This window comes from Pseudomonas sp. TZ252 (genome assembly GCF_056110345.1).
The window spans coordinates 543,060-566,868 of the sequence record NZ_CM148566.1 but is presented as its reverse complement, the minus strand read 5'-3'; the positions used below and the strand labels follow the sequence as shown (position 1 = coordinate 566,868).

Genomic DNA, 23,809 nt, shown 5'->3' with positions numbered 1-23,809 from the left:
CATTGTGGAGAACGCTGCGATGAATCGACTCGTGCGCGTCTGGAACCGCTTCGAGGAGGGCGCTATCGCCTTCCTGCTGGCGGCGATGACGCTGGTGACCTTCCTCTATGTGGTGATGACCAACGTCTTCACCCTGTTCTACGACCTCGGCGACCGCCTGCCGACACTGCGGGCTCCGCTGTACTCGATGGGCGACGCGATCCTCGGGGTAGCCCAGGATATGTCCTGGAGCAACGCGCTGACCAAGGCGCTGTTCGGCTGGCTGATCTTCCTCGGCATCGCCTACGGCGTACGCACCGCCGGCCACCTCGGGGTGGATGCCCTGGTGCGCCTGGCGCCGCGTCCCTTGCAGCGCCTGATCGGGATACTCGCCTGCCTCTGCTGCCTGGGCTACGCCGGGCTGTTCATGGTCGCCAGCTACGACTGGGTGAAGACCCTGTTCGTCGCCGGCATCGGCGCCGAGGACCTCGACCACTTCGGCATCCTCCAGGCCTACATCGCGGTGGTGGTGCCGGTCGGCTTCGGCCTGGTGCTGCTGCGCTACCTGGAAATCCTCGTCAACCTGTTGCGCGGTCGCCAGCTCGGGCTGGGCCTCGCCGACGAGGCCGCCGAGGCCTCCAAACTGGCCGGCGAAGAGGCCGGGGAGAACCGTCCATGACCGTGCTGATCCTGTTCCTGCTGCTGTTCCTGTTCATGTTCATCGGCGTGCCCATCGCCATCTCCCTGGGGCTGTCCGGCGCCCTGACGATCCTGCTGTTCAGCCCGGATTCGGTGCGCTCGCTGGCGATCAAGCTGTTCGAGACCTCCGAGGCCTACACCCTGCTGGCGATCCCGTTCTTCCTGCTCTCCGGCGCGTTCATGACCACCGGTGGCGTGGCGCGGCGCCTGATCGACTTCGCCAATGCCTGCGTCGGGCATATCCGCGGCGGCCTGGCGATCGCTGCGGTGCTTGCCTGCATGCTGTTCGCCGCGCTGTCCGGTTCGTCGCCGGCGACAGTGGCGGCGGTCGGCTCGATCGCCGTGGCCGGCATGGTCCGCTCCGGCTATCCGCGCGCCTTCGGCGCGGGGATCATCTGCAATGCCGGGACCCTGGGCATCCTCATCCCGCCATCGATCGTGATGGTGGTCTACGCCGCCGCCACCGAGACCTCGGTGGGCAAGCTGTTCGTCGCCGGGGTGGTTCCGGGGTTGTTGCTCGGGGTGATCCTGATGGTGGTGATCTACATCGTCGCGCGGGTCAAGAAGCTGCCGGCGCAGCCGCGCGCCAGCTTCCGCGAGTGGCTGGCCGCCGCACGCCGTGCAGGCTGGGGCCTGTTGCTGCTGGTGATCATCCTCGGCGGCATCTATTCCGGGCTGTTCACCCCCACCGAGGCGGCGGCGGTGGCGGCGGTGTATTCGGCCTTCGTCGCGCTGTTCGTGTACAAGGACATGCGCCTGCGCGACTGTCCCAAGGTGCTGCTGGAGTCGGGGCGGCTGAGCATCATGCTGATGTTCATCATCGCCAATGCCATGCTCTTCGCCCACGTGTTGACCACCGAGCAGATCCCCCAGCAGATCACCGAATGGGTGGTGCAGGAAGGCCTGACCCCGATCGGCTTCCTGCTGATGGTCAACGTGGTGCTGCTGGTCGCCGGCAGCTTCATGGAGCCCTCGGCGATCGTGCTGATCCTGGCGCCGATCTTCTTCCCCATCGCCATGAAGCTGGGCATCGACCCGATCCACCTGGGCATCGTCATGGTGGTGAACATGGAGATCGGCCTGGTACACCCGCCGGTCGGCCTCAACCTGTTCGTCACTTCGGCGGTCACCGGCATGCCGCTGGGGGCGACCATCCGCGCGGCGCTGCCGTGGCTGATGATCCTGCTGCTGTTCCTGATCCTGGTGACCTACGTGCCGTTGATCTCGCTGTGGCTGCCGGGCCTGCTGGGCATGAGTTGAGGTCGCGGCGGCGGGGCGCGGGACGCGCTCCGCCGCTGGCGCAAGGCTACGATCGGCGCGGCTTATAGCTACTATCGGCGCTGTCGCGCAGTGGTAAGACCATGGTCGTATGGTTCGTGGGGTGTGCGCTCGCTACAACTGGGCACAACAAAAACAACACTCACGTACCGAGGTTAAAGCCATGTCTGCGGCATCCCTGTACCCCGTGCACCCGGAAGCGGTGGCACGGACCTTCACCGACGAAGCCACCTACAAGACGATGTACCAGCAGTCCGTCGTCAACCCCGACGGCTTCTGGCGCGAGCAGGCCCAGCGGATCGACTGGATCAAGCCGTTCGAGAAGGTCAAGCAGACCTCCTTCGACGACCATCACGTGGACATCAAGTGGTTCGCCGACGGCACCCTCAACGTGTCGCACAACTGCCTCGACCGTCACCTCGCCGAACGCGGCGACCAGGTGGCGATCATCTGGGAAGGCGACGATCCCGCCGACCACCAGGAAATCACCTACCGCCAGCTCCACGAGCAGGTCTGCAAGTTCGCCAACGCCCTGCGCGGGCAGGACGTGCACCGCGGCGACGTAGTGACCATCTACATGCCGATGATCCCCGAGGCCGTGGTCGCCATGCTCGCCTGCACCCGCATCGGCGCGATCCACTCGGTGGTCTTCGGCGGCTTCTCCCCCGAGGCCCTGGCCGGGCGCATCATCGATTGCAAGTCGAAGGTGGTGATCACCGCCGACGAAGGCGTGCGCGGCGGCAAGCGCACTCCGCTGAAGGCCAATGTCGACGACGCCCTGACCAACCCGGAAACCTCCAGCGTGCAGAAGATCATCGTCTGCAAGCGTACCGGTGCGGAGATCAAGTGGAACCAGCACCGCGACGTCTGGTACGACGACCTGATGAAGGTTGCCGGCAGCACTTGCGCACCCAAGGAAATGGGCGCCGAGGACCCGCTGTTCATCCTCTACACCTCCGGCTCCACCGGCAAGCCGAAGGGCGTGCTGCATACCACCGGCGGCTACCTGGTGTACGCCTCGCTGACCCACGAGCGGGTCTTCGACTACCGTCCGGGCGAAGTCTACTGGTGCACCGCCGACATCGGCTGGGTCACCGGCCACACCTACATCGTCTATGGCCCGTTGGCCAACGGCGCCACCACCATTCTGTTCGAGGGCGTGCCGAACTACCCCGACGTGACCCGCGTGGCGAAAATCATCGACAAGCACAAGGTCAACATCCTCTACACCGCGCCGACCGCGATCCGCGCGATGATGGCCGAAGGCAAGGCGGCGGTGGCCGGTGCCGACGGTTCCAGCCTGCGTCTGCTCGGTTCGGTGGGCGAGCCGATCAACCCGGAAGCCTGGCAGTGGTACTACGAGACCGTCGGCCAGTCGCGCTGCCCGATCGTCGACACCTGGTGGCAGACCGAGACCGGCGCCTGCCTGATGACCCCGTTGCCGGGCGCCCATGCGATGAAGCCGGGCTCCGCGGCCAAGCCGTTCTTCGGCGTGGTCCCGGCGCTGGTGGACAACCTCGGCAACCTGATCGAGGGCGCCGCCGAGGGCAACCTGGTGATCCTCGACTCCTGGCCGGGCCAGGCGCGGACCCTGTTCGGCGACCATGACCGCTTCGTCGACACCTACTTCAAGACCTTCAAGGGCATGTACTTCACCGGCGACGGCGCGCGCCGCGACGAGGACGGCTACTACTGGATCACCGGGCGGGTCGACGACGTGCTCAACGTCTCCGGCCACCGCATGGGCACCGCCGAGGTGGAAAGCGCGATGGTCGCCCACCCGAAGGTCGCCGAGGCGGCGGTGGTCGGCATGCAGCACGACATCAAGGGGCAGGGCATCTATGTCTACGTCACCCTCAACTCCGGGGTCGAGCCGAGCGAGGCGCTGCGCCAGGAGCTGAAGCAATGGGTTCGCCGCGAGATCGGTCCGATCGCCACGCCGGATGTGATCCAGTGGGCGCCGGGACTGCCGAAGACCCGTTCGGGCAAGATCATGCGGCGCATCCTGCGCAAGATCGCCGCGGCCGAGTACGACACCCTCGGCGACATCTCCACCCTTGCCGACCCGGGCGTGGTCCAGCACCTGATCGAGACCCATCGCTCGATGCAGGCCGCCTGACTTCCGCCTGATCCGAAACGACCCCGCGCGGTGCGAGCCGCGCGGGGTCTTTCATTTGGCGCGGGCCGAGGAGGAGGGCGTTTCGAATGGGCTCGCGCCGGGAATGGGGCGGCGGTAACACTTCGGTGATGCGCGCCTGCGCATAATTGGGGCGAGAGGAAACGCCACGCACAGCCAAGGTGCGACACGGGGTAGCAGTCGAGGTGAGTCGTAGCGGCCAAGCCATTGAAGGAGAAGGAATTGGCAATTTATGGCTTGAGATTTGCTTTACTCATTGATTACACTTCGCGCTTTCCGGGCACAAATGTCGCTGCCTGTCAATATCGCCGAATGCCCTCTTCGGTGCTTTTATAATTAGTTGTCGCATTGAAGAAATAACCACTTTCGGCCTGTCGCTAGAATGCCGCTCACCCCAGCTGGCGCCCTGTCCACGAGAAGGCGCCATGCGCAAGAGCCGGTGATCACGCATATCCGTCGGCAGCCTGGGCAAGGTTCTATTTCTCCTGCCAATCGATGCCATCCCCTTCGAAGGAGTTCCAGATGAAGAAGCTCGCACTTCTCGGCGCCCTGGCGCTGTCCGTGCTCTCCCTGCCCACTTTCGCCGCCGACAAGCCGGTGCGCATCGGCATCGAGGCGGCCTACCCGCCGTTCTCGCTGAAGACCCCGGACGGCCAGTTGGCAGGCTTCGACGTGGATATCGGCAATGCCCTCTGCGAAGAGATGAAGGTGCAGTGCAAGTGGGTCGAGCAGGAGTTCGACGGCCTGATCCCGGCACTCAAGGTGCGCAAGATCGATGCGATCCTCTCGTCGATGACCATCACCGACGAGCGCAAGCGTTCGGTCGACTTCACCAACAAGTACTACAACACCCCGGCGCGCTTCGTGATGAAGGAAGGCGCCAGCCTCAACGATCCCAAGGCCGACCTGAAGGGCAAGAAGGCCGGCGTGCTGCGTGGCAGTACCGCCGACCGCTACGCCTCCGCCGAACTGACCCCGGCCGGCGTCGAAGTGGTGCGCTACAACTCCCAGCAGGAAGCCAACATGGACCTGGTGGCCGGTCGCCTCGACGCGGTGGTCGCCGACTCGGTGAACCTCGAGGACGGCTTCCTCAAGACCGATGCCGGCAAGGGCTACGCCTTCGTCGGTCCGCAACTGACCGATGCCAAGTACTTCGGCGAAGGCGTCGGCATCGCCGTGCGCAAGGGCGATAGCGAGCTGGCCGGCAAGTTCAACGCGGCCATCGACGCGCTGCGCGCCAACGGCAAGTACAAGCAGATCCAGGACAAGTACTTCAGCTTCGACGTCTACGGTTCGAACTGACGCTATCCGTCAGAGGTGGCACAAACGTCCGCGACGCCTCGCGCTGTTTGTGCCACTTTTTTATTGACTGGACGCCACTGCTTTAGCGCTGCATTAGCTGCATAGAGGTACCGTTTTGATGATCACTGGCTACGGTGCGACCATCGTCGATGGCGCCTGGCTGACTCTCCAGCTGGCCCTGCTTTCCATGCTCCTGGCCATCGTCCTCGGCCTGCTGGGCGCGGCCTTCCGCCTGTCGCCGGTGCGCTGGCTGGCCTGGTGCGGCGACCTGTACGCCACGGTAGTGCGCGGCATCCCCGACCTGGTGCTGATCCTGCTGATCTTCTACGGCGGCCAGGGCCTGCTGAACTGGGTCGCCCCGCAACTCGGCTACGACGACTACATCGACCTGAATCCCTTCGTGTCCGGCGTCGGCACCCTCGGCTTCATCTTCGGCGCCTATCTCTCGGAAACCTTCCGCGGCGCCTTCATGGCGATTCCCAAGGGCCAGGGCGAGGCCGGCTACGCCTATGGCATGAGCCACCGCCAGGTGTTCTTCCGCATCCAGGTGCCGCAGATGATCCGCCTGGCGATCCCCGGCTTCACCAACAACTGGCTGGTGCTGGTCAAGGCCACCGCGCTGATTTCCGTGGTCGGCCTGCAGGACATGATGTTCAAGGCCAAGCAGGCCTCCGATGCGACCCGCGAGCCGTTCACCTACTACCTCGCCGTGGCCGGCCTGTACCTGCTGGTGACCAGCGTGTCGCTGCTGTTGCTGCGCCTGCTCGAACGCCGCTATTCGGTCGGCGTGAAAACCGCGGAACTGTGAGTCAAGGGGCCCTATCGTGATCTTCGATTTCTCCGTCATCTGGGACAGCCTTCCGCTCTATTTCGACGGCCTGCTGGTCACCCTCAAGCTGCTCTCGATCTCCCTGCTGATCGGCCTGCTGCTGGCGGTGCCGCTGGCGCTGATGCGGGTCTCCAAGCAGCCGCTGGTGAACTTCCCGGCCTGGCTCTACACCTACGTGATCCGCGGCACGCCGATGCTGGTCCAGCTGTTCCTGATCTACTACGGCCTGGCGCAGTTCGACGCGGTGCGCGAGAGCGCGCTGTGGCCCTGGTTGTCGAACGCCTCCTTCTGCGCCTGCCTGGCGTTCGCCATCAACACCAGCGCCTATACCGCCGAGATCCTCGCCGGCAGCCTGAAGGCCACGCCCCATGGCGAGATCGAGGCGGCCAAGGCGATGGGCATGTCGCGCCTGAAGATGTACCGCCGCATCCTCCTGCCGTCGGCACTGCGGCGCGCCCTGCCGCAGTACAGCAACGAAGTGATCATGATGCTGCAGACCACCAGCCTGGCGTCCATCGTCACCCTGGTGGACATCACCGGCGCCGCGCGGACCGTCTACTCGCAGTACTACCTGCCGTTCGAGGCGTTCATCACCGCTGGCCTGTTCTACCTGTGCCTGACCTTCATCCTGGTGCGCCTGTTCAAGCTTGCCGAGCGCCGCTGGCTGGCCTACCTGGCGCCGCGCAAATCCTGATCCGGAGGACCGCATGGAGCGTATCGACCACCTGCTGCCGTGGAGCACCCTGGGAAGCGAGAAGCGCCTGAGCGTGTTCCGCTTCGGCTGCGGCGCGCGCAAGGTCTACATCCAGTCCAGCCTGCACGCCGACGAGTTGCCGGGCATGCGCACCGCCTGGGAGCTGAAGCAGCGGTTGCGCCTGCTGGAGGCGGAAGGCCGCCTGCGCGGCACCGTCGAGCTGGTGCCGGTGGCCAATCCGGTCGGTCTCGGGCAGATGATCCAGGCGCTGCACCAGGGGCGCTTCGAAATGAGCAGCGGGCGCAACTTCAATCGCGATTTCCCCGACCTGCTGGACGCGGTGATCGACAGCGTCGGCGAGCGTCTCGGCAGCGATCCGGCGGCCAATGTCGCGCTGGTCCGCCAGGCCCTGCGCGCGGCGCTGGACGCCCTGCCGCCGGCGACCTCGGAACTGGAGGGCATGCAGCGCCTGCTGTATCGCCACGCCTGCGACGCCGACCTGGTGCTCGACCTGCATTGCGACTTCGAGGCCGCCATCCATCTCTATACCCTGCCGCAGCAATGGCCCGCCTTCGCCTCCCTGGCCGCACGCCTGGGCGCCGCCGTCGGGCTGCTCGCCGAGGAGTCCGGCGGCGGTTCCTTCGACGAGGCCTGCTCGGTGCCGTGGCTGCGCCTGTCGCGCCTGTATCCGCGCGCCGAGCTGCCGCTGGCCTGCCTGGCGACCACCGTCGAACTCGGCGGCCAGGCCGACACCACCGTGCAGCAGGCCGAGGCCAACGCCGCGGCGATCCTGGCCTTCCTCGCCGAGCAGGGCTTCGTCGAGGGCGAATGGCCGGCGGCGCCCGAAGCCTGCTGCGAAGGCTTGCCCTTCGAGGGCACCGAATACGTCCACGCCCCGCATACCGGCGTGGTGAGTTTCCTGCGCCGGCCGGGCGAATGGGTGGAGGCGGGCGAACCGCTGTTCCAGGTCATCGATCCCCTGGCCGACCGTGCCAGCACCGTGTGCGCCGGGGTTTCCGGCGTGCTTTTCGCCATCGAACGGATGCGCTACGCGCAGCCGGGACTCTGGCTGGCCAAGGTGGCCGGTCGTCAACCGATCCGTCAGGGACGCTTGCTCAGCGACTGATTAGCCGAGAACACACACATGTACAAACTGGAAGTCCAAGACCTGCACAAGCGCTACGGTAGCCACGAGGTGCTCAAGGGCGTCTCGCTGGCGGCGAAAGCGGGCGACGTGATCAGCATCATCGGCTCGAGCGGTTCCGGCAAGAGCACCTTTCTGCGCTGCATAAACCTGCTGGAACAGCCGCACGCCGGCAAGATCCTGCTCAACGGCGAGGAGCTGAAGCTGGTGCCCGGCCGCGACGGCGCGCTGAAGGCCGCCGACTCCCGCCAGTTGCAGCGCATGCGCTCGCGCCTGTCGATGGTGTTCCAGCATTTCAACCTGTGGTCGCACATGAGCGCCCTGGAGAACGTCATCGAGGCGCCCGTGCATGTGCTCGGCGTGTCGAAGAAGGAAGCCATCGAGAAGGCCGAGCACTACCTGGCCAAGGTCGGCGTGGCGCACCGCAAGGACGCCTACCCGGCGCACATGAGCGGCGGCGAGCAGCAGCGCGTGGCGATCGCCCGGGCGCTGGCGGTGGAGCCGGAAGTGATGCTGTTCGACGAGCCGACCTCGGCGCTCGACCCCGAACTGGTGGGCGAAGTGCTGAAGGTCATGCAGGACCTGGCCCAGGAAGGCCGCACCATGGTGGTGGTGACCCACGAGATGGGTTTCGCCCGCGAGGTGTCGAACCAGTTGGTGTTCCTGCACAAGGGCCTGGTCGAGGAACACGGCTGCCCGAAGGAAGTCCTCGCCAACCCGCAGTCGGACCGCCTCAAGCAGTTCCTCTCCGGCAGCCTCAAGTAACATTCATCGCAGAGGCCGGCTAAGCTGCTCCCATGACTGCCCAACCCCAACCCCAACGCATCGGTTTCCTCCTCTGGCCCGCCACCCGCGCGCTGACGCTATCGCTTGCCGAGGAAGCCCTGCGGGCGGCCCGGCGGTTGCACCCCGAGGCGCTCTACGAGCCGCTGTTCCTGCTCGCCGAAGCGCCGGCCGAAGAGGAGGGCTGGCGCCTGCCGGGAACGGCCTGGAACGGCAGGCTGGAGCAATGCTCGCGGCTGTTCCTGGTCGCCGACGAGGCGCCGGCGGCGGTGTCGCCAGCGCTGGGCCTGGCGCTCAAGCAACTGGCGCGTTCGGGAGCGGCGATCGGCGCGCTGTCCGCCGGCATCTACCCGCTGGCCCAGCTCGGCCTGCTCGACGGCTATCGCGCCGCGGTGCACTGGCGTTGGCACGATGACTTCACCGAGCGCTTCCCCAAGGTCATCGCCACCAATCACCTGTTCGAGTGGGATCGCGACCGCATGACCGCCTGCGGCGGCATGGCGGTACTCGACCTGCTGCTGGCGCTGCTGTCCCGCGACCATGGCGCTGAACTGGCCGGCGCGGTCTCGGAGGAGCTGGTGGTGGAGCGCATTCGCGAAGGCAACGAGCGCCAGCGCATCCCGCTGAAGAATCGCCTCGGCTCCAGCCATCCGAAGCTGACCCAGGCGGTACTGCTGATGGAAGCCAATATCGAGGAGCCACTGACCACCGACGAGATCGCCCAGCATGTGTGTGTTTCGCGGCGCCAGTTGGAACGGATCTTCAAGCAATACCTGAACCGCGTACCCAGCCAGTACTACCTGGAGCTGCGCCTGAACCGCGCGCGGCAGATGCTGATGCAGACCAGCAAGTCGATCATCCAGATCGGCCTGTCCTGCGGTTTCTCTTCCGGGCCGCATTTCTCCAGCGCCTACCGCAACTTCTTCGGCGTCACTCCGCGCGAGGACCGCAACCAGCGGCGCGGCGGCAGCGCCTTCGAGACGACCTTCACTCCCGTCGAACGCGGCTGATCGCCAACGGCGCGGCGGTTTCAGCCGGGCTTTGCGACGCCCCGGGAGGCGGATCGCCTCGGGAAGTCGCCGAGTTCGCGACGGGCCGTCGGAATGATCGCCTCCAGCAGTTCCAGCGGAACGTCGCTGGCGAACAGGTTGACCACGAAACGCCGGCCGACGTCGTCGCGAAAGACCTCGAACAGCGGCTGTTCGCCGCGCCAGCACTCCAGGCCGAGGCCGTCGCGCGGATTGACGTCGGAGGCGAAGACGAGACGGTAGTCGATTCCCTCGATGGGCATGGCTTGTTTCCCTGCTGTTCCCGCCCGCGGGGCGGCGTAGAAGAAGTATGCACCCGAGTGCATCGCGCGTTTACACTGCGCCTTCCCGATGCTTTCTGTCGCATTTCCGAAAGCCGCGGAAATTCCCGGGTTGGCGCTATAACAAGTTGTCGCATGGCGGCAATGCCGGCCCGGTCCCAATCCCTACAATCCTTTCATCGATAGCCGCCTTCAGGCAGGAGAAACACCGATGTCCGCTCCCCATGCGCAGGTAGAACGTGCCGATTTCGACCGGTATATGGTCCCCAACTACGCCCCCGCCGCCTTCATTCCGGTGCGAGGCGAGGGATCGCGCGTCTGGGACCAGAGCGGCCGCGAACTGATCGATTTCGCCGGCGGCATCGCCGTGACCTCCCTGGGCCACGCGCATCCGGCGCTGGTCAAGGCGCTCACCGAGCAGGCCCAGCGCATCTGGCACGTTTCCAACGTCTTCACTAACGAGCCGGCCCTGCGCCTGGCGCGCAAGCTGGTGGACGCCACCTTCGCCGAGCGGGTGTTCCTCGCCAATTCCGGCGCCGAAGCCAACGAGGCGGCCTTCAAGCTGGCTCGCCGCTACGCCAACGATGTCTACGGCCCGCAGAAGTACGAGATCATCGCCGCCAGCAACAGCTTCCACGGGCGCACCCTGTTCACCGTCAACGTCGGCGGCCAGCCGAAGTATTCCGATGGCTTCGGGCCCAAGTTCGAGGGTATCACCCACGTTCCCTACAACGACCTGGAAGCGCTGAAGGCGGCGATCTCCGACAAGACCTGCGCCGTGGTGCTGGAACCGATCCAGGGCGAGGGCGGCGTGCTGCCGGCGCAGCAGGCCTACCTGGAAGGGGCGCGCAAGCTGTGCGACGAGCACAACGCGCTGCTGGTCTTCGACGAGGTCCAGAGCGGCATGGGCCGGGTCGGCGAGCTGTTCGCCTACATGCACTACGGCGTGGTCCCGGACATCCTCTCCAGCGCCAAGAGCCTGGGCGGCGGCTTCCCTATCGGTGCGATGCTGACCACCGGCGAGATCGCCAAGCACCTGTCGGTCGGCACCCACGGCACCACCTACGGCGGCAACCCGCTGGCGTCGGCGGTGGCCGAGGCGGCGCTGGACGTGATCAATACCCCGGAAGTGCTGGATGGCGTGAAGGCCAAGCATGAGCGCTTCAAGTCCCGCCTGCAGAAGATCGGCCAGGAGTACGGCATCTTCGACGAGATCCGCGGCATGGGCCTGCTGATCGGTGCGGCGCTGACCGACGAGTGGAAGGGCAAGGCCAGGGATGTGCTCAACGCCGCCGAGAAAGAGGCGGTCATGGTGCTCCAGGCCAGCCCGGACGTGGTGCGCTTCGCGCCGAGCCTGGTGATCGACGACGCCGAGATCGACGAAGGCCTGGAGCGCTTCGAGCGCGCCGTGGCCAAGCTGGTCCGCGGCTGAGCGAACCCACGGGGCCCCGGCGCAGGCCGGGGCACCCGATGCGACATCCCGGAGCGGCCCGCGCCGGAGCCGGGAACCGTGCCGCCGTGCGTGGCGCGGGATCTTCCCTGCTGGACGTTCGAAACCGTGGCACAGGAAGGTGCCGCGGTCCCGCGCATGGATGCGGCAATCATCGTTGTCTGAGAAAGGAGTGACGCCATGTTGGTGATGCGCCCCGCCCAAGCGGCCGACCTGCCACAGGTGCAGCGTCTGGCGGCGGACAGCCCGGTAGGCGTCACGTCCTTGCCGGATGACGCCGAACGCCTGCGCGACAAGATCCTCGCTTCCGAGGCCTCGTTCGCCGCGGAGGTGAGCTACAACGGCGAGGAAAGCTATTTCTTCGTCCTCGAGGACAGCGCCAGCGGCGAGCTGGTCGGCTGCTCGGCGATCGTCGCCTCGGCCGGGTTCTCGGAACCGTTCTACAGCTTCCGCAATGAAACCTTCGTGCACGCCTCGCGCTCGCTGTCGATCCACAACAAGATCCATGTCCTCTCGCTGTGCCACGACCTTACCGGCAACAGCCTGCTGACCAGTTTCTACGTACAGCGCGACCTGGTGCAGAGCGTCTATGCCGAACTCAACTCGCGCGGTCGCCTGCTGTTCATGGCCAGCCATCCGGAGCGCTTCGCCGACGCGGTGGTGGTGGAGATCGTCGGCTACAGTGACGAGCAGGGCGAATCGCCGTTCTGGAACGCGGTCGGGCGCAACTTCTTCGACCTGAACTACATCGAGGCGGAAAAGCTCTCCGGGCTGAAGAGCCGCACCTTCCTCGCCGAACTCATGCCGCACTATCCGATCTATGTGCCACTGTTGCCGGATGCCGCCCAGGAGTCCATGGGCCAGGTCCACCCGCGAGCGCAGATCACCTTCGATATCCTGATGCGCGAAGGCTTCGAGACCGACAACTACATCGACATCTTCGATGGCGGCCCGACCCTGCACGCGCGTACCTCGGGGATTCGCTCGATCGCCCAGAGCCGGGTGGTTCCGGTGAAGATCGGCGAGGCGCCGAAGAGCGGGCGTCCATACCTGGTCACCAACGGCCAGTTGCAGGACTTCCGCGCGGTCGTGCTGGACCTGGACTGGGCGCCCGGCAAGCCGGTGGCCCTGAGTGTTGAAGCCGCCGAGGCCCTGGGCGTCGGCGAAGGCGCCAGCGTGCGCCTGGTAGCGGTCTGAAGGAGCCAGTCATGATCGTACGTCCTGTTACCAGCGCCGACCTGCCGGCCCTGATCGAGCTGGCGCGCAGCACCGGTACCGGTCTGACCACCCTGCCGGCCAACGAGCAGCGCCTGCAGCATCGCGTCAGCTGGGCCGAGAAGGCCTTCCGCGGCGAGGCCGAACGCGGCGACGCCGACTACCTGTTCGTCCTCGAGGACGACGCCGGCAAGGTCGTCGGCATCTCCGCCATCGCCGGAGCGGTGGGGCTTCGCGAACCCTGGTACAACTACCGGGTCGGCCTCACCGTGAGCGCCTCGCAGGAACTCAACATCCATCGCGAGATCCCCACGCTGTTCCTGGCCAACGACCTGACCGGCAATTCCGAGCTGTGCTCGCTGTTCCTCCACGCCGACCACCGCAGCGGCCTCAACGGCAAGCTGCTGTCGCGCGCGCGCTTCCTGTTCATCGCCGAATTCCGCCACCTGTTCGGCGACAAGCTGATCGCCGAGATGCGCGGCATGTCCGACGAGGAGGGGCGTTCGCCATTCTGGGAAAGCCTCGGCCGGCACTTCTTCAAGATGGAATTCTCCCAGGCCGACTACCTCACCGGGGTCGGCAACAAGGCCTTCATCGCCGAGCTGATGCCGAAGTTCCCGCTCTACACCTGCTTCCTCTCCGAGGAGGCGCGCGGGGTGATCGGCCGCGTCCATCCGAACACCGAGCCGGCGCTGGCCATGCTCAAGGCCGAGGGCTTCAGCTACCAGGGCTACGTCGACATCTTCGACGCCGGCCCGGCGATCGAGGCCGAGACCGACAAGATCCGCGCCATCGCCGAGAGCCAGAACCTGGTGCTGGCGGTGGGCACTCCCGGCGACGACGCCGAGCCCTACCTGATCCACAACCGCAAGCGCGAAGACTGTCGCATCACCGCCGCGCCGGCGCGGGCCGCCGCCGGCACCCTGGTGGTCGATCCGCTGACTGCCAAGCGCCTGCGCCTGTCGGCCGGCGCCTCGGTACGCGCGGTGCCGCTGTCGGCGCAGAAGCGCGCTTGAAAGCCTGATGGAGGCGTCCCGGCGAGGGCGCCCGAGGAGTCGATGATGAGTACCCATTACATTGCCGGCCAGTGGCTGGCGGGCCAGGGCGAGACCCTGGAGTCCCTCGACCCGGTTGGCCAGGGCGTGGTCTGGTCCGGGCGCGGCGCTGACGCCACCCAGGTCGACGCCGCCGTGCGCGCCGCCCGCGAGGCCTTCCCGGCCTGGGCGCGGCGCCCGCTGGAGCAGCGCATCGAGTTGCTCGAGCGCTTCGCTGCGACCCTCAAGTCCCGCGCCGACGAGCTGGCCCGAGTGATCGGCGAGGAAACCGGCAAGCCGCTGTGGGAGTCGGCCACCGAAGTGACCAGCATGGTCAACAAGGTGGCGATCTCGGTGCAGGCGTTCCGCGAGCGCACCGGCGAGAAATCCGGTCCGCTGGCCGACGCTACCGCCGTGCTACGGCACAAGCCGCATGGCGTGGTGGCGGTATTCGGTCCCTACAATTTCCCCGGCCACCTGCCCAACGGGCATATCGTCCCGGCGCTGCTGGCCGGTAACTGCGTGGTGTTCAAGCCCAGCGAGCTGACCCCGAAGGTCGCCGAGCTGACGCTCAAGGCCTGGATCCAGGCCGGCCTGCCGGCCGGCGTGCTCAACCTGGTCCAGGGCGGTCGCGAAACCGGCGTCGCGCTGGCCGCCCACCGTGGGCTCGACGGTCTGTTCTTCACCGGGTCCAGTCGCACCGGCAACCTGCTGCACAGCCAGTTTGGCGGCCAGCCGCAGAAAATCCTGGCGCTGGAGATGGGCGGCAACAACCCGCTGGTGGTGGAGGAGGTCGCCGACCTCGACGCCGCCGTCTACACCATCATCCAGTCCGCCTTCATCTCCGCAGGCCAGCGTTGCACCTGCGCCCGCCGCCTGCTGGTGCCGCAGGGCGCCTGGGGCGACGCACTGCTGGCGCGCCTGGTGGCGGTCAGCGCTACCCTGCGGGTCGGTCGCTTCGACGAACAGCCGGCGCCGTTCATGGGCGCGGTGATTTCGCTGAGCGCCGCCGAGCACCTGCTCAAGGCCCAGGAGCATTTGATCGGCAAGGGCGCACAGCCGCTGCTGGCGATGACCCAGCCGATCGACGGCGCCGCCCTGCTGACCCCGGGCATCCTCGACGTCAGCGCGGTGGCCGAGCGACCGGACGAAGAGTTCTTCGGGCCGCTGTTGCAAGTGATCCGCTACTCCGATTTCGCTGCGGCGATCCGTGAAGCCAACGCCACCCAGTACGGCCTGGCCGCCGGGTTGCTGTCGGATTCCCGCGAGCGTTTCGAGCAGTTCCTCGTGGAAAGCCGCGCCGGCATCGTCAACTGGAACAAGCAGCTCACCGGCGCCGCCAGCAGCGCGCCGTTCGGCGGTATCGGCGCGTCCGGCAACCACCGGCCGAGCGCCTACTACGCCGCCGATTACTGCGCCTATCCGGTCGCCTCGCTGGAAAGCCCCAGCGTGTCCCTTCCTGCCACCCTGACTCCCGGGATCAGCCTATGAATGCCCATGAAGTGAATTTCGACGGCCTGGTCGGCCCGACCCACAACTACGGCGGCCTGTCCTACGGCAATGTCGCTTCGCAAAGCAACAGCCAGGCGGTGTCCAACCCGAAGGAAGCGGCGAAGCAGGGCCTGGCGAAGATGAAGGCGCTGATGGAGATGGGTTTCAAGCAGGGGGTACTCGCTCCGCAAGCCCGCCCGGATACCGCTGCGCTGCGTAGCCTGGGCTTCTCCGGCAGCGACGAGGAGGTGATCCGCCGCGCGGCGAAGGAAGCGATGCCTCTGCTCGCCGCCTGCAGCTCGGCTTCGAGCATGTGGACCGCCAATGCCGCCACGGTCAGCCCGAGTGCCGACACCGCCGATGGCCGCGTGCATTTCACCGCGGCCAACCTGAACTGCAAGTTCCACCGATCCATTGAGCATCCCACCACCAGCCGCGTGCTGGCGGCGATGTTCAACGACGAGCGGCATTTCGCCCATCACGCGGCGCTGCCGGCAGTGAGCCAGTTCGGCGACGAAGGCGCGGCCAACCACACGCGCTTCTGCAAGGACTATGGCGATGCCGGCGTGGAGTTCTTCGTCTTCGGTCGCAGCGCCTTCGACAGTCGCTTCCCGGCGCCGCAACGCTATCCGGCGCGCCAGACCCTGGAAGCCTGCCAGGCCGTCGCGCGTCTGCACGGGCTGAGCGAGACCGGAGTGGTCTACGCTCAACAGAACCCGGCGGTGATCGACCAGGGCGTGTTCCACAACGATGTGATCTCGGTGGGCAATGGCGAGGTGCTGTTCCATCACGAGGACGCCTTCCTCGATACCGAGAAGGTCCTTGCCGAACTGCACGACAAGCTTGGCCGCCGCGGCGGCCGCTTCCGCGCCATCTGCGTGCCGCGCGACCAGGTCGCGGTGGAGGACGCGGTGAAGTCCTACCTGTTCAACAGCCAACTGCTGTCGAAGGCCGACGGTTCGATGCTGCTGGTGGTACCGGAGGAGTGTCGGAACAACCCGCGGGTCTGGAACTACCTGGACCAGCTCACCGGCGACGACGGCCCGATCCGCGAAGTGAAGGTCTTCGACCTCAAGCAGAGCATGCAGAACGGCGGCGGCCCGGCCTGCCTGCGCTTGCGCGTGGCGCTGCAGGAGCGGGAGCTGGCAGCGGTGAATCCGGGGGTGATCATGAGCGCCGGCCTGTACGACACGCTGGTAGCATGGGTCGACCGGCACTACCGCGACCGCCTGAGCGAAACCGACCTGGCCGACCCGCAACTGCTGCTGGAGTGCCGGACGGCATTGGATGAACTGACGCAGATCCTTAAACTGGGCTCGGTTTATTCCTTCCAACTCGATTGAGAGCCTCGCCACCATGTCCGATAGCCTGCAACTGATCCTCGAAGATACCGACGGCACCCAGCTGGAAACTTCCTGCACCCGTTTCGCCGTGGTCTGGCAGGGCAAGGAAGTGTGGGTCCAGCAAGCCGGCAACGGCCAGTTGCTGATCGGCGTCGACGTCGAAGACGGCGATACCGAATACACCAACCTGCTGCTGCGGCCGATGGCGACCAATCTGGTCAGCCTGCAACTGGAGATGGAGCCGATCGAAGAGGGCGACGACCACGAGCACGGCCCCGACTGCGGCTGCGACCACACCCACTGACTGAGGACATCCCATGCTCGCCCTCGGCAAACTGCTCGACTTGACCCTGGCCGGCCGCGAGCCGACCGAGAAGATCCAGCTCACCGCCGACGGCACCCGCCTGCACTGGCTGGCCGAGGGCGCGCTGGAAGTCACGCCGATCGGCGCCCGCGACAACGGCGTCGACCTGTTGCTCTCGGCCGGTATCCATGGCAACGAGACCGCGCCCATCGAACTGCTCGAACGGCTGATCCGCAAGGTCGCCGCTGGCACCCTCAAGCCTGCCGCCAGGGTCCTCTTCCTGTTCGGCAACCCCGAAGCCATCCGCCGCGGCGAGCGCTACGTCGAACAGGACATGAACCGCCTGTTCAACGGTCGCCACGAGGAGGGCAGTGGCAACGAGGCCTTCCGTGCCGCCGAGCTGGAGCGCCTGGCCCAGGTGTTCTTCAGCAAGACCGAGCGAGTCCACCTGCACTACGACCTGCATACCGCGATCCGCGGCTCGAAGATCGAGCAGTTCGCCCTCTACCCCTGGGCCGAGGGCCGCCAGCATTCCCGCAGCGAACTGGCCCGCCTGCGCGACGCCGGCATCGAGGCGGTGCTGTTGCAGAACAAGCCGGGCATCACCTTCAGCGCCTACACCTACGGCCAGCTCGGCGCCGAGGCCTTTACCCTGGAACTGGGCAAGGCACGTCCGTTCGGAGAGAACCAGGAGGTCAACCTGGAGCGCCTGGAGCGGAGCCTGGAGCTGCTGATCGACGGCAGCGAGGAACAGCCGGACGGCTCCCGGCTCGACGGCCTCAAGCTGTTCAGCGTGTCGCGCGAGGTGATCAAGCACAGCGACCACTTCCGCCTGCACCTCGACGACGACGTGGCCAACTTCACCGAACTCTCGCCGGGCTACCTGCTGGCCGAGGATATCGGCGGCACGCGCTGGGTGGTGGACGAGGTCGGCGCGCGCATCATCTTCCCCAATCCACGGGTGAAGAACGGCCTGCGTGCCGGAATCCTGGTGGTGCCGGCCAAGCTCTGAGGCGTATCGGCCTTCCCTCTCGAACATGACGGAGCGCTTCGGCGCTCCGTTTCCGTTGCGGCCGGGAAGATTTCCCGACTTCCCTTGTGGCTGTCGGTAGAGCGCCGTAGGATCGGGCTTTTCCGCCGAACCGAGGAGCCCTCCGTGCCTGTCATCGACCTGCGCAGCGACACCGTCACCCAGCCCACCGCCGGCATGCGCGAAGCCATGGCCGCGGCCGAACTGGGCGACGACGTCTATGGCGAGGACCCCACGGTCAACCGCCTGGAGGCCGAACTGGCGGCGCGCCTGGGCTTCGCCGCGGCGCTCTTCGTACCGACCGGGACCATGAGCAACCTGCTCGGATTGATGGCCCACTGCGAGCGCGGCGACGAATACATCGTCGGCCAGCAGGCGCATACCTACAAATACGAGGGCGGCGGTGCCGCGGTGCTGGGCTCGATCCAGCCGCAGCCGATCGACGGCGAGGCCGACGGATCGCTCCACCTGGACAAGGTCGCGGCGGCGATCAAGGCCGACGATTTCCACTTCGCCAGGACCCGCCTGCTGGCCCTGGAAAACACCATGCAGGGCAAGGTGCTGCCGCTCGACTACCTGGCCGCGGCGCGCGCCTTCACTCGCGCGCGTGGCCTGGCCCTGCACCTGGATGGCGCGCGCCTGTACAACGCGGCGGTGAAGCTGGGCGTAGACGCCAGCGAGATCACCCGACACTTCGACTCGGTGTCGGTGTGCCTGTCCAAGGGCCTCGGTGCGCCGGTGGGCTCGGTGCTTTGCGGCAGCGTCGAACTGATCGGCAAGGCCCGTCGCTGGCGCAAGATGGTCGGCGGCGGAATGCGCCAGGCCGGCCTGTTGGCGGCTGCCGGCCTGTACGCCCTCGACCACCAGGTGGCACGCCTGGCCGACGACCACGCCAACGCCGCGCGCCTGGGCGACGGGCTGCGCGAACTGGGCTATGCGGTGGAGCCGGTGCAGACCAACATGGTCTATGTCGATGTCGGCGAGCGGGCGGTCGCGCTGCGCGACTTCCTCGCCGAGCGCGGGGTGCGGATCAGCGCGGCGGCGCGTTTGCGCCTGGTCACCCACCTGGACGTTTCCGCCGAGTCCATAGGACAAGTACTGGATGCCTTCGCGGCCTTTCGTCGCTCATAAGCGAAAAGGTCGGCAATAGGCAATAACTATCGCGCAAATACACTACAACCTTGCCCAAGGGCCGATATAATGCGGCCCTTTGCCGGCGATTCGTGGCCGCCAATTTTCCGTGGAAGAACCTATGAAAAGCGCTGAAATCCGTGAAGCCTTCCTCCGCTTCTTCGAAGAGAAGGGACACACCCGTGTCGCTTCCAGTTCGCTGATCCCGGCGAACGATCCGACCCTGCTGTTCACCAACGCGGGCATGAACCAGTTCAAGGACTGCTTCCTCGGCCTGGAAAAGCGCGCCTACACCCGTGCGACCACCAGCCAGAAATGCGTGCGCGCCGGCGGCAAGCACAACGACCTGGAAAACGTCGGCTACACCGCGCGGCACCACACCTTCTTCGAAATGCTGGGTAACTTCAGCTTCGGCGACTATTTCAAGCGCGACGCCATCCATTACGCCTGGGAGTTCCTCACCGGCGAGAAATGGCTGAACCTGCCCAAGGAAAAGCTCTGGGTCACCGTCTACGCCACCGACGACGAGGCCTACGACATCTGGACCAAGGAAGTCGGCGTGCCCGCCGAGCGTATGGTGCGGATCGGCGACAACAAGGGCGCGCCCTATGCGTCCGACAACTTCTGGGCGATGGGCGATACCGGACCCTGCGGTCCCTGCACCGAGATCTTCTTCGACCATGGGCCGGAGATCTGGGGCGGCCCGCCCGGTTCGCCGGAAGAGGACGGCGACCGCTACATCGAGATCTGGAACAACGTGTTCATGCAGTTCAACCGCACCGCGGACGGCGTCATGCACCCGCTGCCGGCGCCGAGCGTGGACACCGGCATGGGCCTGGAGCGCGTCAGCGCGGTACTCCAGCACGTGCACTCGAACTATGAGATCGACCTGTTCCAGAACCTGCTGAAAGCCTCCGCCGAGGCCATCGGCTGCGCCAACGACGACGCGCCGTCGCTGAAGGTGGTAGCCGACCACATCCGTTCCTGCAGCTTCCTGATCGCCGACGGCGTACTGCCGTCCAACGAGGGTCGCGGCTACGTCTTGCGGCGGATCATCCGCCGCGCCTGCCGCCACGGCAACAAGCTGGGCGCCAGGGGCACCTTCTTCCACAAGATCGTCGCAGCGCTGGTCGCCGAGATGGGCGATGCCTTCCCCGAGCTGAAGCAACAGCAGGCACACATCGAGCGCGTGCTGAAGACCGAGGAAGAACAGTTCGCCAAGACCCTGGAGCAAGGCCTGAAGATCCTCGAACAGGACCTCGCCGAACTGCAGGGCAGCGTGATTCCCGGCAACGTGGTGTTCAAGCTGTACGACACCTATGGCTTCCCGGTCGACCTGACCAATGACATCGCCCGCGAGCGCGAGCTGACCATCGACGAGGACGGCTTCGAGCGCGAGATGGAGGCCCAGCGCGAGCGCGCCCGCGCTTCCAGCGCCTTCGGCATGGACTACAACAGCCTGGTCAAGGTCGACGGCGAGACCCGCTTCCTCGGCTATCAGGGCGTCTCCGGCGCCGGGCAGATCGTCGCGCTGTTCAGGGACGGCCAGGCCGTCGAGCGCCTGGAGGAGGGCGAGGAGGGCGTCGTGGTCCTCGACCAGACGCCGTTCTACGCCGAGTCCGGCGGCCAGGTCGGCGACAGTGGCTACCTCGAGGCGGCTGGCGTGCGCTTCGACGTGCGCGATACCACCAAGGCTGGCGGCGCGCACCTGCACCATGGCGTGGTCGCCCGGGGCAACCTGAGCGTCGGCGGCGCGGTCAAGGCCGAGGTCGACGCCTCGGTACGCCAGGCCACCGCGCTCAACCACTCCGCGACCCACCTGCTGCATGCCGCGCTGCGCCAGGTACTGGGCGACCACGTACAACAGAAGGGCTCGCTGGTGGACAGCCAGCGCCTGCGTTTCGACTTCAGCCACTTCGAGGCGATCAAGGCGGAACAACTGAAGGCCCTGGAGGATATCGTCAACGCCGAAATCCGTCGCAACACCGAGGTCGAGACCGAGGAAACCGATATCGACACCGCCAAGGCCAAGGGCGCCATGGCGCTGTTCGGCGAGAAGTACGGCGACCAGGTGCGCGTACTGAGCATGGGCGGCGATTTCTCCGTCGAGCTGTGCGGTGGCACCCACGTATCCCGCACCGGCGACATCGGCCTGTTCAAGATCACCAGCGAGGGTGGCGTGGCTGCCGGCGTACGCCGTATCGAGGCGGTCACCGGCGCGGCGGCGCTGGCCTACCTGAACGGTGCCGAGGAGCAGCTCAAGGAAGCCGCCAGCCTGGTCAAGGGCAGCCGCGACAACCTGCTGGACAAGCTCGGCGCCCTGCTGGAGCGCAACCGCTCGCTGGAGAAGGAGCTGGAACAGCTCAAGGCCAAGGCTGCCAGCGCGGCCGGCGACGACCTTTCGGCGGCGGCGGTGGAAATCAAGGGCGCGAAGGTACTCGCCGCGCGCCTCGATGGTCTGGACGGCAAGGCGCTGCTGGCGCTGGTCGACCAGTTGAAGAACAAGCTCGGCCGCGCAGTGATCCTGCTCGGCGGCGAGCTGGACGGGAAGGTCGTACTGGTCGCAGGCGTGACCCAGGACCTGACCGGCCAACTGAAGGCCGGCGAGCTTATGAAGCAAGCCGCGGCGGCAGTTGGTGGCAAAGGTGGCGGACGCCCGGATATGGCCCAGGGCGGCGGCACCGATGCAGCGAAATTGGACGAGGCCCTGGCCCTGGCCCAGCGCTTCGTCGAGCAAGGGCTCTGATGCCATGCCGGCCCCGCGCCAGAGCGACGCGGGGCCGGGCGGCCAGCGCCCCTTGATGCCCGGCCGGCGGTGCGCCCCGCCAGTCCGGGTAGCGAAAGAATGTGGCAGGTTCAAAAGGGCGCCCTTCACGGAATCAGGCGGTTTGAAATGGCTTTGATCGTACAGAAGTTTGGAGGGACCTCCGTCGGCACCGTCGAGCGTATCGAGCAGGTGGCCGAGAAGGTGAAGAAATTCCGCGAAGCGGGCGATGACGTCGTCGTGGTGGTATCCGCCATGAGCGGGGAGACCAACCGTCTAATCGGCCTGGCCAACCAGATCATGGAGCAGCCGGTTCCGCGCGAACTGGACGTCATGGTCTCGACCGGAGAGCAGGTGACCATCGCCCTGCTCAGCATGGCCCTGATCAAGCGCGGCGTGCCGGCGGTCTCCTATACCGGCAACCAGGTGCGTATCCTCACCGACAGCGCGCACACCAAGGCGCGCATCCTGCACATCGACGACACCCACATCCGCGCCGACCTCAAGGCCGGCAGGGTAGTGGTGGTCGCCGGTTTCCAGGGCGTCGACGGCAACGGCAACATCACCACGCTGGGCCGCGGCGGTTCCGATACCACCGGGGTGGCCCTGGCGGCGGCGTTGAAGGCCGACGAATGCCAGATCTACACCGACGTCGACGGCGTCTACACCACCGATCCGCGCGTAGTGCCGCAGGCCCGTCGGCTGGACAAGATCACCTTCGAGGAAATGCTGGAAATGGCCAGCCTCGGTTCCAAGGTGCTGCAGATCCGGGCGGTCGAGTTCGCCGGCAAGTACAACGTTCCGCTGCGCGTGCTGCACAGCTTCCAGGAGGGTCCGGGCACCCTCATTACTATCGATGATGAAGAGGAATCCATGGAACAGCCGATCATCTCCGGCATCGCCTTCAACCGCGACGAAGCCAAGCTGACCATCCGTGGCGTACCCGATACCCCCGGCGTGGCCTTCAAGATCCTCGGGCCGATCAGTGCCGCCAATGTGGAAGTCGACATGATCGTGCAGAACGTGGCGCACGATAACACCACCGACTTCACCTTCACGGTGCATCGCAACGATTACCTGAACGCCCTGGAAATCCTCAAGCAGACCGCCGCCAACATCGGCGCGCGCGAAGCCATCGGCGACACCAACATCGCCAAGGTTTCCATCGTCGGCGTCGGCATGCGTTCGCACGCCGGCGTGGCCAGCCGCATGTTCGAAGCGCTGGCCAAGGAAAGCATCAACATCCAGATGATCTCCACCTCGGAAATCAAGGTTTCCGTGGTGATCGAAGAGAAGTACCTGGAACTGGCGGTACGTGCTCTGCACACGGCGTTCGAGCTCGACGCGCCGGCGCGACAGGGTGAGTGACGCTGACAGGCGAAAGGCGCGGCAACCCCGCGCCTTTTGTCGTTTTTGACCGTTTGGCAGGAACTTTCATTCCGGCGGGACTGGTCAATACTGGGTGAAGGATCGCGCTCTTGATTTCTGCGGATCCGCCGCCATTTCTTTTTTGCAGACTGTTGTCCTGAAATATTCGCGTGAGGAGAAAGGAATGCTGATTCTGACTCGTCGGGTCGGAGAGACCCTGATGGTAGGTGACGACGTCACCGTGACGGTACTGGGTGTCAAAGGGAACCAGGTGCGCATCGGCGTCAACGCGCCGAAGGAAGTCGCCGTACACCGGGAGGAAATTTACCAGCGCATCCAGAAAGAGAAAGATCAAGAGCCAAACCATTAATTTTTATCTAATTTTCCCTTTGCAAACGGGGTAAAGATGGGTATCATGCGCCCCGTGTTGCGGAGAGGTGGCCGAGTGGCCGAAGGCGCTCCCCTGCTAAGGGAGTACACCTCAAAAGGGTGTCGGGGGTTCGAATCCCCCCCTCTCCGCCATTC

The 23,809-nt window shown here is 66.0% G+C and carries 21 protein-coding genes and 1 tRNA gene; 21 read left to right on the top strand and 1 reads right to left on the bottom strand.

Annotated elements, in window-relative coordinates:
- Window positions 1-19: 19 nt before the first annotated feature.
- From ACYAF3_RS02730 to argR, 9 genes are all read left to right on the top strand, one after another.
- On the top strand, window positions 20-658 hold the full coding sequence (locus ACYAF3_RS02730; protein WP_003114245.1) for a TRAP transporter small permease: 639 nt from the start codon (window positions 20-22) through the stop codon (window positions 656-658).
- A complete protein-coding gene (gene dctM, locus ACYAF3_RS02725) occupies window positions 655-1,938 on the top strand; it encodes a C4-dicarboxylate TRAP transporter large permease protein DctM (RefSeq protein WP_003085927.1) in 1,284 nt (427 codons plus the stop codon). The genes ACYAF3_RS02730 and dctM overlap by 4 nt, the downstream gene beginning before the upstream one ends.
- Window positions 1,939-2,119: 181 nt before the next feature.
- On the top strand, window positions 2,120-4,075 hold the full coding sequence (gene acs, locus ACYAF3_RS02720; RefSeq protein WP_003110260.1) for an acetate--CoA ligase: 1,956 nt from the start codon (window positions 2,120-2,122) through the stop codon (window positions 4,073-4,075).
- Window positions 4,076-4,615: 540 nt separating this feature from the next.
- Complete coding sequence (locus tag ACYAF3_RS02715; RefSeq protein ID WP_003085932.1) at window positions 4,616-5,395, top strand: ABC transporter substrate-binding protein; 780 nt, start codon at window positions 4,616-4,618, stop codon at window positions 5,393-5,395.
- Window positions 5,396-5,513: 118 nt separating this feature from the next.
- Complete coding sequence (locus ACYAF3_RS02710) at window positions 5,514-6,203, top strand: ABC transporter permease (protein WP_003085934.1); 690 nt, start codon at window positions 5,514-5,516, stop codon at window positions 6,201-6,203.
- A 16-nt stretch (window positions 6,204-6,219) separates the two neighbouring features.
- Window positions 6,220-6,918, top strand: a complete 699-nt coding sequence (locus ACYAF3_RS02705) for an ABC transporter permease (RefSeq protein ID WP_003085936.1) — start codon at window positions 6,220-6,222, stop codon at window positions 6,916-6,918.
- A gap of 13 nt (window positions 6,919-6,931) precedes the next feature.
- Window positions 6,932-8,044, top strand: a complete 1,113-nt coding sequence (locus ACYAF3_RS02700; protein ID WP_003112610.1) for a M14 family metallopeptidase — start codon at window positions 6,932-6,934, stop codon at window positions 8,042-8,044.
- A gap of 18 nt (window positions 8,045-8,062) precedes the next feature.
- Complete coding sequence (gene aotP, locus ACYAF3_RS02695; RefSeq protein WP_003085940.1) at window positions 8,063-8,827, top strand: arginine/ornithine transport ATP-binding protein AotP; 765 nt, start codon at window positions 8,063-8,065, stop codon at window positions 8,825-8,827.
- A gap of 32 nt (window positions 8,828-8,859) precedes the next feature.
- Window positions 8,860-9,855, top strand: a complete 996-nt coding sequence (gene argR / locus ACYAF3_RS02690; protein WP_031756458.1) for a transcriptional regulator ArgR — start codon at window positions 8,860-8,862, stop codon at window positions 9,853-9,855.
- 20 nt (window positions 9,856-9,875) lie between these two features.
- Here the strand turns inward: argR and ACYAF3_RS02685 are convergent, their stop codons facing one another.
- Entirely contained in the window at window positions 9,876-10,199 is a 324-nt protein-coding gene (locus tag ACYAF3_RS02685) for a hypothetical protein (protein WP_003123239.1), read from the bottom strand.
- 166 nt (window positions 10,200-10,365) lie between these two features.
- Here ACYAF3_RS02685 and aruC point away from each other — a divergent pair, with 166 nt between their 5' ends.
- The 12 genes from aruC to ACYAF3_RS02625 all read left to right on the top strand — a co-directional run bounded on the left by aruC (window position 10,366) and on the right by ACYAF3_RS02625 (window position 23,806).
- Window positions 10,366-11,586, top strand: coding sequence for a bifunctional succinylornithine transaminase/acetylornithine aminotransferase (aruC, locus tag ACYAF3_RS02680; protein ID WP_003112608.1), 1,221 nt, complete (start codon window positions 10,366-10,368; stop codon window positions 11,584-11,586).
- Window positions 11,587-11,784: 198 nt separating this feature from the next.
- Window positions 11,785-12,801: an arginine/ornithine succinyltransferase subunit alpha gene (gene aruF, locus ACYAF3_RS02675; RefSeq protein WP_003085950.1), complete on the top strand. Its 1,017-nt coding sequence runs from the start codon at window positions 11,785-11,787 to the stop codon at window positions 12,799-12,801.
- A gap of 11 nt (window positions 12,802-12,812) precedes the next feature.
- A complete protein-coding gene (gene astA, locus ACYAF3_RS02670; protein ID WP_003110258.1) occupies window positions 12,813-13,835 on the top strand; it encodes an arginine N-succinyltransferase in 1,023 nt (340 codons plus the stop codon).
- Window positions 13,836-13,877: 42 nt separating this feature from the next.
- The gene (gene astD / locus ACYAF3_RS02665; protein ID WP_003123236.1) at window positions 13,878-15,344 is read left to right on the top strand and encodes a succinylglutamate-semialdehyde dehydrogenase; all 1,467 of its coding nucleotides are present in this window, start codon (window positions 13,878-13,880) and stop codon (window positions 15,342-15,344) included.
- Window positions 15,341-16,687 carry an N-succinylarginine dihydrolase gene (astB, locus tag ACYAF3_RS02660; protein WP_017148802.1) on the top strand — a complete coding sequence of 449 codons (1,347 nt, stop codon included), beginning with the start codon at window positions 15,341-15,343 and terminating at the stop codon, window positions 16,685-16,687. Before astD ends, astB begins: the two co-directional genes overlap by 4 nt.
- Window positions 16,688-16,700: 13 nt before the next feature.
- Complete coding sequence (locus tag ACYAF3_RS02655; RefSeq protein WP_003085959.1) at window positions 16,701-16,991, top strand: hypothetical protein; 291 nt, start codon at window positions 16,701-16,703, stop codon at window positions 16,989-16,991.
- A 13-nt stretch (window positions 16,992-17,004) separates the two neighbouring features.
- A complete protein-coding gene (gene astE / locus ACYAF3_RS02650) occupies window positions 17,005-18,003 on the top strand; it encodes a succinylglutamate desuccinylase (RefSeq protein WP_003112605.1) in 999 nt (332 codons plus the stop codon).
- 144 nt (window positions 18,004-18,147) lie between these two features.
- Entirely contained in the window at window positions 18,148-19,152 is a 1,005-nt protein-coding gene (gene ltaE / locus ACYAF3_RS02645; protein WP_003112603.1) for a low-specificity L-threonine aldolase, read from the top strand.
- 121 nt (window positions 19,153-19,273) lie between these two features.
- A complete protein-coding gene (gene alaS, locus ACYAF3_RS02640; RefSeq protein ID WP_003112602.1) occupies window positions 19,274-21,898 on the top strand; it encodes an alanine--tRNA ligase in 2,625 nt (874 codons plus the stop codon).
- 147 nt (window positions 21,899-22,045) lie between these two features.
- Complete coding sequence (locus ACYAF3_RS02635) at window positions 22,046-23,284, top strand: aspartate kinase (protein WP_003085971.1); 1,239 nt, start codon at window positions 22,046-22,048, stop codon at window positions 23,282-23,284.
- 184 nt (window positions 23,285-23,468) lie between these two features.
- Window positions 23,469-23,654: a carbon storage regulator CsrA gene (csrA, locus tag ACYAF3_RS02630; protein ID WP_003085981.1), complete on the top strand. Its 186-nt coding sequence runs from the start codon at window positions 23,469-23,471 to the stop codon at window positions 23,652-23,654.
- Between the two features lie 61 nt (window positions 23,655-23,715).
- Window positions 23,716-23,806 (top strand) — tRNA-Ser (locus tag ACYAF3_RS02625).
- The last annotated feature ends 3 nt before the right edge of the window (window positions 23,807-23,809 follow it).

Bases quoted from the DNA above. Each gene is read 5' to 3' on its own strand.
- aruF (WP_003085950.1), top strand. From the start codon at position 11,785: ATGTTGGTGATGCGCCCCGCCCAAGCGGCCGACCTGCCACAGGTGCAG.
- aruC (WP_003112608.1), top strand. From the start codon at position 10,366: ATGTCCGCTCCCCATGCGCAGGTAGAACGTGCCGATTTCGACCGGTAT.
- ACYAF3_RS02685 (WP_003123239.1), bottom strand. From the start codon at position 10,199: ATGCACTCGGGTGCATACTTCTTCTACGCCGCCCCGCGGGCGGGAACA.
- astE (WP_003112605.1), top strand. From the start codon at position 17,005: ATGCTCGCCCTCGGCAAACTGCTCGACTTGACCCTGGCCGGCCGCGAG.
- alaS (WP_003112602.1), top strand. From the start codon at position 19,274: ATGAAAAGCGCTGAAATCCGTGAAGCCTTCCTCCGCTTCTTCGAAGAG.
- ACYAF3_RS02635 (WP_003085971.1), top strand. From the start codon at position 22,046: ATGGCTTTGATCGTACAGAAGTTTGGAGGGACCTCCGTCGGCACCGTC.
- astD (WP_003123236.1), top strand. From the start codon at position 13,878: ATGATGAGTACCCATTACATTGCCGGCCAGTGGCTGGCGGGCCAGGGC.
- aotP (WP_003085940.1), top strand. From the start codon at position 8,063: ATGTACAAACTGGAAGTCCAAGACCTGCACAAGCGCTACGGTAGCCAC.
- dctM (WP_003085927.1), top strand. From the start codon at position 655: ATGACCGTGCTGATCCTGTTCCTGCTGCTGTTCCTGTTCATGTTCATC.
- ACYAF3_RS02715 (WP_003085932.1), top strand. From the start codon at position 4,616: ATGAAGAAGCTCGCACTTCTCGGCGCCCTGGCGCTGTCCGTGCTCTCC.
- ACYAF3_RS02700 (WP_003112610.1), top strand. From the start codon at position 6,932: ATGGAGCGTATCGACCACCTGCTGCCGTGGAGCACCCTGGGAAGCGAG.
- ACYAF3_RS02710 (WP_003085934.1), top strand. From the start codon at position 5,514: ATGATCACTGGCTACGGTGCGACCATCGTCGATGGCGCCTGGCTGACT.
- ACYAF3_RS02655 (WP_003085959.1), top strand. From the start codon at position 16,701: ATGTCCGATAGCCTGCAACTGATCCTCGAAGATACCGACGGCACCCAG.
- ACYAF3_RS02730 (WP_003114245.1), top strand. From the start codon at position 20: ATGAATCGACTCGTGCGCGTCTGGAACCGCTTCGAGGAGGGCGCTATC.
- astB (WP_017148802.1), top strand. From the start codon at position 15,341: ATGAATGCCCATGAAGTGAATTTCGACGGCCTGGTCGGCCCGACCCAC.
- acs (WP_003110260.1), top strand. From the start codon at position 2,120: ATGTCTGCGGCATCCCTGTACCCCGTGCACCCGGAAGCGGTGGCACGG.
- astA (WP_003110258.1), top strand. From the start codon at position 12,813: ATGATCGTACGTCCTGTTACCAGCGCCGACCTGCCGGCCCTGATCGAG.
- argR (WP_031756458.1), top strand. From the start codon at position 8,860: ATGACTGCCCAACCCCAACCCCAACGCATCGGTTTCCTCCTCTGGCCC.
- csrA (WP_003085981.1), top strand. From the start codon at position 23,469: ATGCTGATTCTGACTCGTCGGGTCGGAGAGACCCTGATGGTAGGTGAC.